Annotated in this window: 12 protein-coding genes and 1 pseudogene; 11 read left to right on the forward strand and 2 right to left on the reverse strand. The window is 45.2% G+C overall.

All coding sequences use genetic code 11. The features are described 5' to 3' along the window. Nucleotides 1-8: 8 nt before the first annotated feature. The 8 genes from Q0307_RS13370 (at nt 9) to mscL (ending at nt 10731) form a co-directional block, all read left to right on the forward strand. On the forward strand, nt 9-692 hold the full coding sequence (locus Q0307_RS13370; RefSeq protein WP_298661290.1) for an RDD family protein: 684 nt from the start codon (nt 9-11) through the stop codon (nt 690-692). Further along, on the forward strand, nt 689-1678 hold the full coding sequence (locus Q0307_RS13375; protein ID WP_298661291.1) for a stage II sporulation protein M: 990 nt from the start codon (nt 689-691) through the stop codon (nt 1676-1678). Before Q0307_RS13370 ends, Q0307_RS13375 begins: the two co-directional genes overlap by 4 nt. Continuing rightward, entirely contained in the window at nt 1675-3225 is a 1551-nt protein-coding gene (locus tag Q0307_RS13380) for a hypothetical protein (RefSeq protein WP_298661292.1), read from the forward strand. The genes Q0307_RS13375 and Q0307_RS13380 overlap by 4 nt, the downstream gene beginning before the upstream one ends. Next, complete coding sequence (locus Q0307_RS13385) at nt 3222-4409, forward strand: DUF4350 domain-containing protein (RefSeq protein WP_298661294.1); 1188 nt, start codon at nt 3222-3224, stop codon at nt 4407-4409. The genes Q0307_RS13380 and Q0307_RS13385 overlap by 4 nt, the downstream gene beginning before the upstream one ends. Next, entirely contained in the window at nt 4406-5392 is a 987-nt protein-coding gene (locus tag Q0307_RS13390; protein ID WP_298661295.1) for a MoxR family ATPase, read from the forward strand. Before Q0307_RS13385 ends, Q0307_RS13390 begins: the two co-directional genes overlap by 4 nt. Beyond that, on the forward strand, nt 5389-6696 hold the full coding sequence (locus Q0307_RS13395) for a DUF58 domain-containing protein (RefSeq protein WP_298661296.1): 1308 nt from the start codon (nt 5389-5391) through the stop codon (nt 6694-6696). Before Q0307_RS13390 ends, Q0307_RS13395 begins: the two co-directional genes overlap by 4 nt. A 174-nt stretch (nt 6697-6870) precedes the next feature. Continuing rightward, nucleotides 6871-10206 (forward strand): DEAD/DEAH box helicase, encoded by a 3336-nt coding sequence (locus tag Q0307_RS13400; protein WP_298661297.1) that lies wholly within the window; start codon nt 6871-6873, stop codon nt 10204-10206. Between the two features lie 147 nt (nt 10207-10353). Continuing rightward, entirely contained in the window at nt 10354-10731 is a 378-nt protein-coding gene (gene mscL, locus Q0307_RS13405) for a large-conductance mechanosensitive channel protein MscL (RefSeq protein ID WP_298661298.1), read from the forward strand. A 43-nt stretch (nt 10732-10774) separates the two neighbouring features. Here mscL and radC read toward each other — a convergent pair whose 3' ends face one another. Next, complete coding sequence (radC, locus tag Q0307_RS13410) at nt 10775-11446, reverse strand: DNA repair protein RadC (protein WP_298661302.1); 672 nt, start codon at nt 11444-11446, stop codon at nt 10775-10777. 38 nt (nt 11447-11484) lie between these two features. Here radC and coaBC point away from each other — a divergent pair, with 38 nt between their 5' ends. Genes coaBC through Q0307_RS13425 form a run of 3 tightly spaced genes read left to right on the forward strand, consistent with a single transcriptional unit; the run spans nt 11485 to nt 13667 of the window. Further along, on the forward strand, nt 11485-12705 hold the full coding sequence (gene coaBC / locus Q0307_RS13415) for a bifunctional phosphopantothenoylcysteine decarboxylase/phosphopantothenate--cysteine ligase CoaBC (RefSeq protein ID WP_298661300.1): 1221 nt from the start codon (nt 11485-11487) through the stop codon (nt 12703-12705). Next, complete coding sequence (gene dut / locus Q0307_RS13420; RefSeq protein ID WP_366936779.1) at nt 12692-13147, forward strand: dUTP diphosphatase; 456 nt, start codon at nt 12692-12694, stop codon at nt 13145-13147. The genes coaBC and dut overlap by 14 nt, the downstream gene beginning before the upstream one ends. Nucleotides 13148-13190: 43 nt before the next feature. Further along, entirely contained in the window at nt 13191-13667 is a 477-nt protein-coding gene (locus Q0307_RS13425; RefSeq protein WP_298661301.1) for a glycine zipper 2TM domain-containing protein, read from the forward strand. Between the two features lies 1 nt (nt 13668). On the opposite strand, the pseudogene Q0307_RS13430 reads toward Q0307_RS13425, so the two are convergent. Further along, a pseudogene (locus Q0307_RS13430) lies at nt 13669-13875 on the reverse strand (hypothetical protein); the annotation flags it as partial.

Here is a 13875-nt window from a genome sequence, read left to right on the forward strand (position 1 = left end):
ACTTCACCATGCGATTGGATACCACTTATACAGTGAATACACCGGAGGGCATTGCTTTAGAGCTATCGCCCGCAGGCCCCGTGCCACGCACTTTAGCGTGGTTGGTGGATCTCATGATTCGCGCGGGCGTCAGTTTACTTATTATCATTCTATTAGCCTTCATGGGTAGCCTAGGTATCGGCCTTGCCATGATTTTAATTTTTTTATTAGAGTGGTTCTACCCAGTTTGGTTCGAGTTACGCTCTCAAGGACAAACACCAGGCAAGCGTTTACTTAATATCTATGTAGCACATCTAGATGCTAGCCCGATTTCACCAGCCGCGTCAGTGGTTCGGAATCTATTACGGGTGGTTGACTTCCTACCGTTTTTTTACGGCTTTGGCTTAGCCAGTACGCTCCTCAGCAAACGCTTCCAGCGCTTAGGGGATTTAGCTGCCAATACTGTCGTACTGCATAAAAGTTTACCAGTATTAAGCCAACGCGAAATCTCCGCCAGCCCCGAGCCTGCGAATGTATCTTTATCCTTACCGGAACAACAAGCGTTGATTTTATTTGCACAGCGTGAAGCTACTTTAACCGCCGAACGCCAACAAGAACTCGCGCAATTCACTGCAAGCTTAGTCAACCATAAAACTGATCCGGCGGCACATTTACGCAGCATTGCCAGTTGGCTCCTAGGGAAGCAAGCATGAAACAATCTATTTTCGTGCAGACTAATGAGCCTTTGTGGAGCCAACTTGAAGCTTGGCTGAATTTTCAAGATTTGCCCCGCAAAGAACGCCTCAAACGCACCACTGAACAGCCAATACTCGACTTTCCAAAAACTTATCGCCATGTCTGCCATCACTTGGCTTTAGCGCAATCACGCATGTATAGCCCTTTACTGATTGAGCGTTTAAACCAATTAGTCATTCGTGGGCATAATCGACTGTATTCGAGCCGCCTGCATTTTTGGCATCACTTCGTTGCATTCTTTTTAAGAGCCTTGCCCCAACTAGTGCGTCAGGAACGTAAAGTCGTGTATCTAGCGGCTACCCTATTTTTTGGTAGTCTGATTAGCATGATAGTTGCTATTCAAATCCAACCCGAACTGGTTTATTCAGTGATTGAAGGGGAACAAGTGGCGAGCATGGAAATAATGTACGATCCCCAAAATAGCTCGCGCTTTGGACGCGAACGCGAAGCCGATAGTGATGTCCTCATGTTTGGTTTTTATATTCGCAATAATACCGGGATTGGTTTTCAGACTTTCGCCGGTGGTTTAACTTTTGGGCTGGGTACGCTATTTTTTTTATTATATAACGGCTTAGTAATTGGCGCAGTCGCAGGACATTTAACCGAGATTGGTTATATTGAAACCTTCTGGAGCTTTGTAGCTGGACATAGTGCATTCGAGCTAACGGCCATTGTTTTATCAGGTGCGGCTGGCTTAAAGCTGGCTGAAGCTTTAGTCATGCCCGGGCGTAAATCACGACGCTTAGCCTTGTTAGATAATAGTCACCTTGCCATCCAACTTGTTTACGCAGCTGCGACCCTATTCATAATGGCTGCCTTTATCGAAGCTTTCTGGTCGTCCCAAGCCATCATTCCCCCAGAAATTAAATATGTAGTCGGAATTAGCTTGTGGGCTTTAGTAGTTTTCTATTTTGTGCGCGTTGGGCGTGAGCAGCATGCATGAAATTAACTGACCTCAATATTCAAGTTCGTCAACGTTCTGCTTGGGAAGCGATTGATTTAGGTTTTGCCTTGGTGCAGCAGCATTGGAAAGCTTTGATGCCGCCCTATTTCCTGCTATTGCTCTTAATCGCACTGTGTGTCTGGTTGATATTACCTGAAGCTTATTTACCGATTGCAGGCCTAGTGGTGTGGTGGCTTAAACCCCTATTTGACCGCCTCCTGCTCTATATGCTGAGTCGTCAATTATTTAATGAAACGCCCCATGCCGCTGATGCTTTCTCAGCTTTGCCGCAGTTAATTTGGCAGACCGGCTTATTCAGTGCGCTCACTTATCGACGCCTTTCCTTATCACGTAGTTATATTTTGCCGATCTGGCAATTAGAAGGTTTGCGCGGCAAACCGCTAAAAGAGCGTAAAGCAGTCATGTATTTACAAGGGCATAGTCATGCGCTATGGCTGACCATGGGCTGCATTCATTTAGAATTTATTGTCGTACTGTCCCTGTACGCCTTAATTCTCATGTTTGACCCCACAGGTGCTACTTGGGAGCATATTAAAAACTTATTTCGTGGTGACGTGGATATAGATAGCCAATACTGGCGGATGTTACTGGATTTTACTTTTTATCTACTAGCCATCTTAGTGATTGAGCCTTTCTATGTGGCGGCAGGCTTTATGCTGTATATCAACCGTCGCACCCAATTAGAAGCTTGGGATATTGAGCTTGCTTTCCGCAATTTAGGTGAACGCTTAACTCAGTTAGCTAAAACGGGGGCTAGTACTTTACCTAGCTTAGTGCTCCTACTGGTCTTCGCTAGTTCGTACTTCAGCAGCACTCCAGCATTTGCCCAATATACTGAGTCGGAGCATGAATTTTTAGCTGAAGAACGTTTACCACCCGAACAAGCAGCCACAACCATTAAAGCAGTCATGGCTTTAGATGAATTCAATAATCTCACTAAAGTGAAGACTTGGGTGGCTAAAGATAAGCAGGAAACCGAACGATCAAATCATAAGCTCTCTGAGGGAGTTATTCAGTTAATCGCCAGTCTTCTCAAAAGCTTGCTATGGATAGCGGCAGTGGTGGCGGTCATTCTGGCACTCGTATATCGCCAAAAAATTCTGTCTTATCTCGCCCCGTTTCGCAAACAAACTAAACCAATTACAGCTCCCGAAATACTATTTGGTTTGGATATTCGCCCTGAATCCTTGCCCGCAGATATTGCAGGAACGGCTCGCCAACTTTGGCAAGCAGGACAAGCTCGTGAGGCTTTAAGCCTATTGTATCGCGGTGCTTTGGTGATTTTGACACATGAAGAACAATTAGCCATTCACACAGGGCACACTGAAGGCGATATTCTTAAACTGGCCAAACCCAGCACTGAAGTTGAGCGTTACCACTATTTGCGCACCCTAACTAAACTTTGGCAAACCATTGCTTATGCCCATCGTAGCCCAGCTCCACAAGAAATTGAGCCTTTATTGGCAGGTTGGAATCAGTTCCAAGCGCCGCGCTTAGCAGCTCAAACGGCTGAGGGGCAGGCATGAAAATCAAGTGGGAAAGTGTGGTGATTGGCCTACTGGCTCTTGTCGTCTTTGCTCTGGGCTGCCTTTGGTTCGTAAAAAACTACGAATTAAAGGAAATCGATAGCTACACTGGCTATCGAGGTGAAGCTCGTAGCAATGATCTGTTCGCTGCACGCTTATTTTTAAAGCGCATGGGCATTCCTACTACACGCAAAGATGGCCTGTTATCGCTGCCAGATACCGATACGGTGATCGTGCTTGACACTGGGCGCTACACCATGACTCAGCAAAAAACTCAGACACTATTAGCATGGGTGGCTGCAGGTGGACATTTAGTCACCCGCGCCCGTGTGGATTATGCCAGTGAAGCTGAATTAGCCGCTGACGAGGACAGCCAACAGAAACCAGAAACCGAAGAGCGCGATACTCTACAGCAAGCTTTGCAAATAGAAATCGGTGCGAGTCAAATGCTTGATGAAAAAGACTTGCCTTTTAGTTTACAACTCATCAACCAACCCAAACCTTTAAAATTGGATCTGAGTTTCTTTAATGAGCTGTTGATTAATAATCCAAATGCAAAAATCTATCAAGCGAATAAAAAAAACTTCCTTATACAAATTAAACATGGGCAAGGCTTAATTAGCTTAGCCGCAACTTTAGAATTTGCGGAAAACCATCTGATTGATAAGGTCGATCATGCAGAGTTTTTCTGGTGGCTGCTGCATAGTCATAAAGCTGATTTCAAACAGGTTTGGTTGATTAATCAGGATACCTTACCTAATTTAAGTACCTTGTTAACCCAATATGCTTGGCCGGTATTGTGGATGGTGGCTTTCTTATTACTAGCAAGCTTCTGGGCTTTAATTCCACGCTTTGGAGCTTTTATTCCAGAGCCTGTTCCTGAGCGGCGACGCATTCTCGAACACATTAAAGCCAGCGGGCAGTTTATGTGGAAGCATCCGCATGAAAGTAAACATCAACTTTTAGATAGTACTCGCCAAGCGATCCGCCAAACTGCCCGTACACACATTCCGGGCTGGCAATGGTTGGAAGCAGCCGAACAAATTGAACAATTAGCTCAATACTTAAAACACCCCTCCGAGCAAACTGCATCCTTGCATCATTTATTAACCTCACCCCAGTTGACGGATGCTGAGTTTATCCGTTTGGTGCAACTTGCTAATTCACTAAGGAAAACAATATGAATGCCACTCTGCCCACTCCTAGTTTGAGTTTGGATCAAGCCAGTCGTTTAGCTGAGCAAATTCATACTGAAATCGCTAAAGCACTTATCGGCCAGCAGACTGTCATTCGTGAAACCTTAATTGCGCTATTAGCGGGTGGGCATGTGTTAATTGAAGGTGTACCGGGTTTGGGGAAGACCTTACTCGTGCGTGCTTTAGCCAAAACCATTGCGGGGCAATTCGCACGGATTCAATTTACACCTGATTTAATGCCTGCCGATATTAGTGGGCATGTACTGTTTGATATGCATAATCAGCGTTTTGACGTGCGGAAGGGGCCAGTATTTACCCATTTATTATTGGCTGATGAAATCAACCGTGCCCCTGCTAAAACTCAATCTGCGTTACTCGAAGTCATGCAAGAACAGCAGGTGACTATTGAAGGCACAGCTTATCCAGTCCCCTTGCCCTTCATGACTTTAGCTACCCAAAACCCCTTGGAGCAGGAGGGTACTTATCCACTACCTGAAGCGCAACTCGACCGTTTTTTACTAAAAATCTATATTGGCTACCCAAGCTTGGAAGAAGAGATTGCGATGGTGAATGCAGTGACTAGGCAGCAAGTAGGTGACCGCTTCCAACTGGAGTTATTAAACGCGATTGTGACCCCTGAAGCAATTTCAGCTATGCAACAAGTGACGGCACAAATTGAGGTGGATCAGGCGGTAGTTGATTATGCAGCACGTATCACCCAAGCCACCCGCAAAGGCCAAGGCTTACGCTTTGGTGCAGGACCGCGTGGTAGTATTGCTTTAGTGCGAGCAGCGCGGGCGCATGCTTTAGTAGAGGGGCGTAACTTTGTGCATCCCGATGATATAAAGCAAGTTGCTTTACCCGTGTTACGCCATCGTGTGTCCCTCGCGCCTGAAATGGAATTAGAAGGTTATAACACCGATTATGTTCTCAATTCTGTGCTAGAAAAAACGGAAGCACCGCGCCAATGATTTTGCCTGCCCGCCGCAGCTTCTATCTGATTACCGCTAACCTCACCTTAGCTGTTTTAGTCAGTTTCCTGCCTAGCTTGTTGCTACTCTGGTATCTGCTTTTAGGTTTGAGCTTAAGCTTATGGTTAGTGGATGGCTTATTGGCGTTGCCCAAGCATGGCCTAGAAATCGAGCGGCAATTACCAGCGAATTTATCGGTAGGTCTTAAGCAGTTAATTCAATTACGCCTACGCCATACGGGCAAGCGGCCACTGCATTTAGTCCTTTATGATCACTACCCACAACAAGTGCAAGCTCAAGGCTTACCTTTATATTTGAGTTTGCCAGCGGGGCAATATGCCGAGCCGGTTTACAGCATTTTGCCCCTAGAACGGGGTAAATTTATTTTTCCACAACTGCAAGTACGGGGGCGCTCTCCGCTGCAATTATGGTGGCATGACTACCCTATCAAGCTGAAATCAGAAGTTCGCATTTATCCTAATTTTGCGGCTATTTCTCAATATACTTTGCTAGCTACAGATAATCATCTCAGTCATTTGGGAATTATGAAGCGCAGGCGGCGCGGTGAAGGCCAAGACTTTCATCAATTACGGGAATACCGTGCAGGCGATAGCCTGCGGCAAATAGATTGGAAAGCCAGCGCACGCATGCACAAAGCCATCTCCCGTGAATATCAAGATGAGCGTGATCAGGATATTATATTTTTGCTTGATTGCGGGCATCGCATGCAAGCAAAAGATGGTGAACTTTCCCATTTCGACCATACTTTAAATGCCCTATTACTGATGTCTTATGTGGCGCTGAAACAAGGTGATGCGGTGGGCTTAGCTACTTTTGGTGGAGTTGAGCGCTGGTTGCCTGCTAAAAAAGGCCAATTAAGTTTAAATCAAATCCTGAATGCCCTGTATGATTTACAACCCACACTACAAGCACCCGACTATAGCCAAGCAGCCGCACAACTCTTAATTCGCCATAAAAAACGCGCTTTAGTGATTCTGATTACCAATCTGCGTGATGAAGACACCGATGATTTATTACCCGCTTTGAACTTACTGCGCAAACGTCATTTGCTGTTGCTGGCCAGTATGCGCGAGCTAGCCTTAGACCAAAAACTAACTGAACCCGTTGATCATTTAGAGGAGGCCATTGAGCAAGCGGCGACGCAACATTATTTACAACTACGCCAACAGACCTTAGAGCGCGTGCGTGCCACAGGAACCTTGTGCTTAGATGTGCCACCAACTGAGTTATCAACACAACTGATTAATCGTTATTTAGAGATTAAGCGTAGTGGTGCTTTATAAAGCCTATTACTTTACTATTAACCGCTGTCTATGAGGTTTGCTACAAAAGTAAAACAAGACTTTTCAATAAAAATCAATGTGCAAATTTACACCTACAATCGGAGAGGCCTGCTTGCCTAGCTTAACTATGAATGGGAATATTGCCGCTTTTCAACTCGGTGACGCGACACCTTTATGTTGAGATCTGAACATATCCGAGCCTTACGTCAGCACGGCTTTCCTCCAGCCATGGTATTGGCTAGCTTCGATGCCACCACTATTCAACGGGGTGTACATTATTTCGAGGCTAAGCGCGTCATTGAACTCAGTAGTGATTTTCCAAGCCTGAGTGAAGTACACCTTAAAGGTTTAGTACTAGGCAATAGCAAATACAGCACCGATGTGTTATTAGATTTAAATACTCATCAAGTCATTAGTCACTGTAGCTGTCCGGTTAGCCAACAATGCAAACATGCGGTTGCTACCTTGCTCCATTATGTAGGTGACCGTATTCAATCGCCAGTCACGAAAACGCTTACCGAAAAACTTGAAGAGCCTACCGCTATTCAACTTTGGTTAGCTGACCTGAATACAGCACCGCGTGAAGCAGAAGATAATATTATCGATGAATCTGCCGATGCGGTGCGCATGGATCTGATTTACCTTTTAGAACAACGCAATAAATTAAGTAATCGCGTCGAGATTACTCCGCGTAAAGCGACTCGCCTGAAGCGTGGGGGTTATGGTCAAGCCTATCAAGTACAATTGGAGGATTTGATTTATGCTTGGAAAAACCATCCATTTCATTACCAAGCCATTGATACTGATATTAGCCAACTGATTGTTCCGCATACTACTTATTACAGTGCTAGTTCGCGCCAATTAGAACTTAAGGGTAGTGTTGGCTTAATAGCACTTGAGATGTTGCTAAAAACTGGGCGCACTTTTTGGAAAAACGCTGAACATATTCCGCTTAAAGCCGGTATGACACGTAGCTTAGATATTTATTGGGAAGAAAAAGGCAATTTTAGCCAAATTCGCCATCGCACTATTCCGCCGATTCAAGACTATTTTTGGCTTGAAAAGCTGTTTTATATTGATCAGTTGCGGGGTGAATGCGGCGTGTTAGAGTATGGCTCAATGTCCGCGCCTCAAATGCTCAAATTATTAAGCGCCCCACCGATTCCTACAACTGAGGCTAATCTAGTGAGTCAGCGCCTACTGGATATTTTACCGGAAGCTGAAATTCCTCTACCTGATGCTAGTATGAATCCACAAGTAGTGGAATTAGATGACTTAGTACCGGTTGCGCATGCACTGCTGTATACTCCGGATGATCAGACCGCAAGCTTTGGTCAACATCGAATTCGCCTCAGCTTTAAATACGGTGAACATCAACTCCATAATTACAGCACACAAAGCATTCAAACCCTACGCACCGGCAATATTCGTTATCGCATTCATCGCGATCTAACCTTCGAGCAAGCAGCTTTAGACCAATTGCAGCTTTTAGGTTTTGAAGGTTCTGCACAGAATCCACTCGAATTAAGCGTGCCTAGTGACAATCCTAGTTTACAAGCTTTACGTTGGAATTATTTGCTAGAAAAAGGTTTAGCCGAGTTAGAACTAGATGGCTGGGAGATTGAATATGCAGATAACTTTACCCTTGAATTCACTACGATTGATGATTGGGAAGCCGAACTAGCTAGCAGCGGAGAAAATTGGTTTGAAATCAGTTTAGGTTTTGTCGTCGATGGCAAACGTATTAATCTATTACCCATATTGGTTGATATGATTGCACAAATGCATGATCCACAAGAGCTTAAAAAGCTCTTACAAGATCAACAACATTTACTCATTCCACTGGATGATAAGCATTGGGTAAAACTTGACTCTCAGCGCCTTACCAAAATTCTCGATACTTTAATTGAGCTTTATGATCATGCACCGCTGAACGCCGATGGTAATCTGCTCATTCACCAAGTACAGGGTTTAGGCTTAGCTGATCTTCTGAACGATTCGCGTTTGCTCTGGAAAGGTGCGGATGAGTTGCGCGCACTCAGTAAACAATTGGTACATTTCCAAGGGATTCGTTCAATTGACTTACCAAAATCCTTGAGAGCTGATTTACGCCCTTATCAATCCGAAGGTTTGAATTGGCTACAGTTCTTGCGGGAATACCACTTTAATGGTGTCTTAGCTGATGACATGGGCTTGGGTAAAACCCTGCAAGCTTTAGCGCATTTGCTAATTGAAAAAGAAGCTGGACGAGCTGATCGACCTAGTTTAGTGATTGCACCCACTAGCCTAATGAGTAATTGGCGCCGCGAAGCTGAAAAATTTACTCCCTCTTTAAAAGTTCTCACTTTGCATGGCCCAGAGCGCGAACAGCATTTTGAGCAATTGACTGAATATGATTTAGTCCTGACCACCTATGCGCTTGTCTTACGAGATGAAGAACTGTATCGGCAACATCCGTTTCATTATTTAATCTTGGACGAAGCCCAAGCGATTAAAAACGCTAAGGCTAAGACAACTCAAGTGATTTACGAGTTGAATGCACGCCATCGTCTTTGCTTAACAGGCACGCCCATGGAAAACCACTTGGGCGAATTATGGTCTATGTTCCGCTTCTTAATGCCGGGGTTTTTAGGCCCTTTAGATCGTTTTGGACGTTTATTCCGTCTACCGATCGAAAAGTATGGCGATGCTGAGCGGCAACTGCAACTGCGCAAACGCTTACAACCTTTCATGTTGCGCCGCACGAAAGAGCATGTCGCTAAAGAATTGCCGCCAAAGACTGAAATTATCCGTACCGTCGCTTTAGAGGGTGTACAGCGTGATCTATATGAAAGCGTACGCTTAGCCATGGATAAAAAGTTGCGTGATGAGATCAATCAAAAAGGTTTTGCACGTAGCCAAATTATGATTTTGGATGCCCTCTTGAAATTACGCCAAGTCTGCTGTGATCCGCGCCTCTTAAAGCTTGATAGTGCTAAAGGAATTAAAGCCTCGGCTAAACTTGAAATGCTGATGGAAATGCTGATAGAAATGCTAGATGAAGGTCGCAAAGTACTCGTCTTTTCTCAATTCACGTCTATGTTGGACTTAATTGAACAAGAATTAGTTAAAAACAATATTCAATTCAGCAAGCTCACAGGGCAAACACGTGACCGCGAAACAGCTATTAATTATTTCCAAACAGGTACTGCCAAGGTATTTTTAATTAGTTTAAAAGCGGGTGGCACTGGTTTGAACCTAACTGCTGCTGACAGCGTCATTCACTATGATCCTTGGTGGAATCCAGCAGTAGAGCAACAAGCGACTGATCGCGCTTATCGTATTGGTCAAGATAAGCCCGTGTTTGTTTATAAGTTGTTGACTGAAGCGACCGTTGAGGAAAAGATTCTCAAACTACAAGAACGTAAGCAATCCCTAGCAGATGGTTTGTATACAGGAGCTAATCAAGCAGAGTCTAGTTTTGATCAAAATGACTTATTAGAGCTACTCAAACCACTTAGCCTGCCATAAGCTTGCTTGTGGATATTGACCGTTGGTCGCTTTTTTTCTTTGTTCTGAAGACTATTTGCATACTTTACTAGCAACTCATCTAGACTTTAAACGATCCTTCAACTCAGTACTTTGGGAACATTTCTACTAACAATATGGAGATTATAAATGAGCTTAATCAGTGAATTTAAAGCGTTTGTCATGCGCGGCAATGTCGTTGACCTTGCAGTTGGTGTAATTATTGGCGCTGCTTTTGGCAAAATTGTTGCATCATTAGTCAATGATATTCTTATGCCCCCGATTGGTATGCTATTAGGTGGCGTTAACTTCTCAGATCTCTCTATTGCCTTAGACGAGGCTGGTAAAGTGGTCATCAAATATGGTGCCTTTATTCAGACCATTGTTGATTTCTTAATTATTGCTGCCGCTATTTTTGTCTTAGTCAAAGTAGTCAACAAAGTCCAAAAACCTAAAGAAGCGCCTCCATCTGGCCCTACTCAAGAAGAATTACTTATCCAGATTCGCGATATTTTGAAAAGCAAATAAGCTAAATTATGGCTAGAGCTATCTGAAGGACAACTGGATAGCTCTAGAGCAAACCACGCTCTGCAAACGAAACCACTTGCTCCCCCACTACAAAATGATCAAGCACGCGCACATCAATCAAGGCTAAAGCCTCTTTAAGTCTTTGGGTAATACGTTCATCGGCTTGACTGGGTTCAGCGATACCTGAAGGGTGGTTATGGGCGAAGATCACGGCTGCAGCATTGTGCTTGATCGCATTACGTACCACTTCCCGGGGATGCACCGTAGCACTATCAATCGTACCTTGGAATAATTCTTCGTATTGAATCACTTGATGGCGATTATCTAAAAATAAACAAGCAAAGACCTCAGCCGGCTTGTGGCGCAAACGTGAGCTTAAATAAAAACGCACGGAATCGGGATCAGATAAAGCCGCCCCGCGCGCTAAACGCTCTTTCAAATAGCGACTTGACATCTCTAACACCGCTTGCAATTGCACATATTTGGCTTGGCCTAAACCATTCGCTTTGCAAAAATGCACTTCATCTGCTTCAAACAAAGCGCGCAAACTACCGAATTCATGCAATAATTCGCGAGCCAAATCGACTGCTGTTTTGCCGCGTGTACCCGTGCGTAAAAAAATCGCTAGTAGTTCAGCATCAGAAAGTGCCTGTGCACCTCGCAATAATAGTTTTTCGCGGGGGCGTTCATCGATTGGCCAATTTTTTATCGGTATCATGAGACTCAGTGACGGAGTTAAGACGGACTGATTGTATGACACTACAAGGCAAACAAATTCTTTTAGGGATAAGTGGCGGAATTGCTGCCTATAAAGCGGCAGAGTTAACCCGCTTACTGATTAAAGCGGGTGCAAGCGTGCGAGTGTGCATGACCGAGGGAGCCTGCGAGTTTATTACCCCACTAACGCTGCAAGCCCTTTCAGGTCACCCGGTACATACAACTTTGCTAGACCCCGCCGCTGAAGCAGGCATGGGGCATATTGCACTAGCGCGTTGGGCAGAGCATATTTTAATTGCACCCGCTACTGCCGATTTAATAGCCCGCTTAGTCGCTGGCATGGCTGATGATCTTTTGAGTACGCTGTGTTTAGCTTCAGCAGCGCCTGTAAGCCTCGCACCAGCTATGAACCAGCAGATGTGGAAGCATCCAGCCACGCAACAGAATATTCAGACCTTACAACAACGGGACGTACGTATTCTTGGCCCTGATCAAGGTGCTCAAGCTTGCGGTGATATTGGCCCCGGACGCATGCTTGAACCTACTGCACTACTACAGGCGATACTCGACTTTTATCAGCCGAAAGCTTTGCCTTTAGCGGGCTGTAAAATACTGATCACGGCGGGGCCTACGCGTGAACCGATTGATCCGGTGCGTTTTATTACTAATCGCAGCTCTGGCAAAATGGGCTATGCCGTCGTAGAAGCTGCACGGGACTTAGGTGCTGAGGTGACTTTAGTCTCGGGGCCTGTGAATTTAACCGCTCCCAAAAACATACAACACATTGCTGTCGAAACGGCTCAACAAATGTTGGAAGCTTGCCAAGCTGCTGTACAACATGCGGATATTTTTATTGCTACCGCCGCCGTTGCAGACTACACCCCTGCCGCAGTTGCCACTCAAAAAATTAAAAAATCAGCGAATGAAATCAGCCTAGCACTCACTAAAACCACAGATATTTTAGCTACCTTGAGCCTTGCTAATCCGCAACTTTTTAGTGTGGGCTTTGCGGCTGAAACTAATGATGTGCTTACTTATGCGCGTAGTAAATTGGAGCGTAAAGGTTTGCAAATGGTAGCGGCTAATTTAGTGGGCGAGGGTAAAGCTTTCGATCAAGCCACTAATGCCCTAGAAGTGGTGTGGCCAGGTGGCTCGACTTCTTTACCTGAAATGGATAAACAGCAACTCGCGCATGAATTGATGAAACTCATTAGCGCTCGTTATCACACTTGGAAGCAACCTGATGGCACGCATTGAATATAAAATTCTCGATCCACGTATTGGCGAAGTATTTCCTTTACCGACTTATGCCACCAGTGGCTCAGCTGGCATGGATTTACGCGCTTGCCTAGATCAAGCTTTAACCCTGAATCCGGGGGAAGCGCAACTGATTCCTACGGGACTTGCAATTCATATTGGTGACCCAAATTTAGCGGCTGTCATCTTACCGCGCTCCGGTTTAGGCCATAAGCATGGGGTGGTACTGGGGAATTTAGTCGGCTTGATTGACTCTGACTATCAGGGGCAATTAATGATTTCTTGTTGGAACCGAGGGCAGCAAAGCTTTGTCATAGAACCGGGTGAGCGCATCGCTCAAATGGTCTTTGTGCCCGTGCTGCAAGTTGAATTGGCAGCAGTTGCCGACTTTGATCAATCAGCACGGGGTAGCGGTGGATTTGGGCACTCAGGCCGACAATAATTATTTTAACCTTGAGCAAAACGATAACAAATAGGGGCTTATTATGAACATCAAAGCATTTCTGGATAAGGGCTGGTTAGCCTCATCTTTAATAATGATCGCAGTCACTGTCACGAACTGCTCCAATCCTGCACCTTCCAGTAATATCTATAGCACGACCCAAGCAGGGACGTTGCAAGAAGTACAATTTGGCACGGTGGTTGCGGTGCGCCCTGTGAGTATTCAGCAAAATAGCTCTGAGACCGGGCAAGTGGCAGGCGGCATTATTGGTGGAGTAGCTGGTAGTGATTTAGGTCAAGGTAAAGGCCAAGTGGTAGGTAGTGTAGCAGGTGCTGTGGCGGGTGGAGCCATCGGTAGCTTGATTGATCGTGCCACGGAAGTGAGGCCCGGCCTTGAAATCACCGTAAAATTGCAGAATGACAAGATTGTGGCACTGGCACAAATTGCGGATGAAATGTTCCAAGTGGGCGATAGCGTTAAAATCCTGACAAACAACGGCAAATCGCGGGTTGTGCATTAAACTAAGCAGCTTTCGGACGTATCCAAGCGCTTAAGACTATTAAACTCGCCAGCAAAGAAATCAAGCTGGCGAGGGCTGCAACGATCAACTCAGTTGCATGGCGCAATAAACGCACAGTTCTGAGCGCTGACATCCCTAAAAGCTTTAAAATCCCTTGGTCATGCACCAGAAGAGTTGAAAAACATCTGATTAATGAATTCGCCAATGA

The organism is uncultured Thiothrix sp. (assembly GCF_937873765.1).
Lineage (GTDB): Bacteria > Pseudomonadota > Gammaproteobacteria > Thiotrichales > Thiotrichaceae > Thiolinea.

What these genes read in the sequence shown, in the direction of transcription:
- dut (WP_366936779.1), top strand. Translation starts at nt 12,692, where the DNA reads ATGGCACGCATTGAATATAAAATTCTCGATCCACGTATTGGCGAAGTA.
- mscL (WP_298661298.1), top strand. Translation starts at nt 10,354, where the DNA reads ATGAGCTTAATCAGTGAATTTAAAGCGTTTGTCATGCGCGGCAATGTC.
- Q0307_RS13395 (WP_298661296.1), top strand. Translation starts at nt 5,389, where the DNA reads ATGATTTTGCCTGCCCGCCGCAGCTTCTATCTGATTACCGCTAACCTC.
- Q0307_RS13400 (WP_298661297.1), top strand. Translation starts at nt 6,871, where the DNA reads ATGTTGAGATCTGAACATATCCGAGCCTTACGTCAGCACGGCTTTCCT.
- coaBC (WP_298661300.1), top strand. Translation starts at nt 11,485, where the DNA reads ATGACACTACAAGGCAAACAAATTCTTTTAGGGATAAGTGGCGGAATT.
- Q0307_RS13425 (WP_298661301.1), top strand. Translation starts at nt 13,191, where the DNA reads ATGAACATCAAAGCATTTCTGGATAAGGGCTGGTTAGCCTCATCTTTA.
- Q0307_RS13375 (WP_298661291.1), top strand. Translation starts at nt 689, where the DNA reads ATGAAACAATCTATTTTCGTGCAGACTAATGAGCCTTTGTGGAGCCAA.
- Q0307_RS13370 (WP_298661290.1), top strand. Translation starts at nt 9, where the DNA reads ATGCGATTGGATACCACTTATACAGTGAATACACCGGAGGGCATTGCT.
- Q0307_RS13390 (WP_298661295.1), top strand. Translation starts at nt 4,406, where the DNA reads ATGAATGCCACTCTGCCCACTCCTAGTTTGAGTTTGGATCAAGCCAGT.
- Q0307_RS13385 (WP_298661294.1), top strand. Translation starts at nt 3,222, where the DNA reads ATGAAAATCAAGTGGGAAAGTGTGGTGATTGGCCTACTGGCTCTTGTC.
- Q0307_RS13380 (WP_298661292.1), top strand. Translation starts at nt 1,675, where the DNA reads ATGAAATTAACTGACCTCAATATTCAAGTTCGTCAACGTTCTGCTTGG.